This is a genomic window from Vibrio sp. Y176, assembly GCF_033438945.1.
The window spans coordinates 1-713 of record NZ_JAWOQS010000506.1; the positions used below are offsets into that span (position 1 = coordinate 1).

Sequence of the window (713 nt, forward strand, 5' to 3'; positions counted from 1 at the left end):
CGGGCGGTACAGTTCGTTTGGCGGACCTTCTTGATGAAGCCGAAGTTCGTGCTGCACAGTTGATTGAATCTAAGAACCCAGAGCTAGATGCTGAAGAGAAAGAGAAGATCTCTAAAACAGTGGCGATGGCAGCGGTTAAATATTCTGACCTATCTAAACACCGCACTACTGACTACGTGTTCGATTGGGACAATATGCTAGCATTTGAAGGTAACACAGCGCCGTACATGCAATACGCATACACTCGCGTTGCCTCTATCTTTGCTAAAGCTGGTGTAGCGATGGATGAACTTCAAGGTGATATCCAAATCACTGACGAAAAAGAAAAAGCGCTTATCGCTAAACTTCTACAATTTGAAGAAGCCGTTCAATCTGTTGCTCGTGAAGGCCAACCGCACATCATGTGTAGCTACCTATTTGAACTAGCGGGTCAATTCTCAAGCTTCTACGAAGCATGCCCAATTCTAGTAGCAGAAGATGAAGCCGTTAAGCAAAGCCGTCTAAAACTGGCAGCCCTAACAGCGAAAACCATCAAGCAAGGTTTATCGCTACTAGGTATCGAAACGCTAGAACGCATGTAAGCCGCTTTTAAGTTGATAACTTAAGTAGCACAAGCTGAATGATTGCAAAGGTTGACGTGAAAGCGTCAACCTTTTGTTTTATCTGACGTATACTAATTCAAATTGAAATGAATCGGATATCCACAATGAGTT

The 713-nt window shown here is 43.5% G+C and carries 1 protein-coding gene; it reads left to right on the forward strand.

Annotated features, from left to right (window positions below; translation table 11 throughout):
- A partial coding sequence (gene argS / locus R7O13_RS26995; RefSeq protein WP_318305220.1) for an arginine--tRNA ligase occupies positions 1-581 on the forward strand: 581 nt, incomplete at its 5' end.
- Positions 582-713 lie beyond the last annotated feature (132 nt).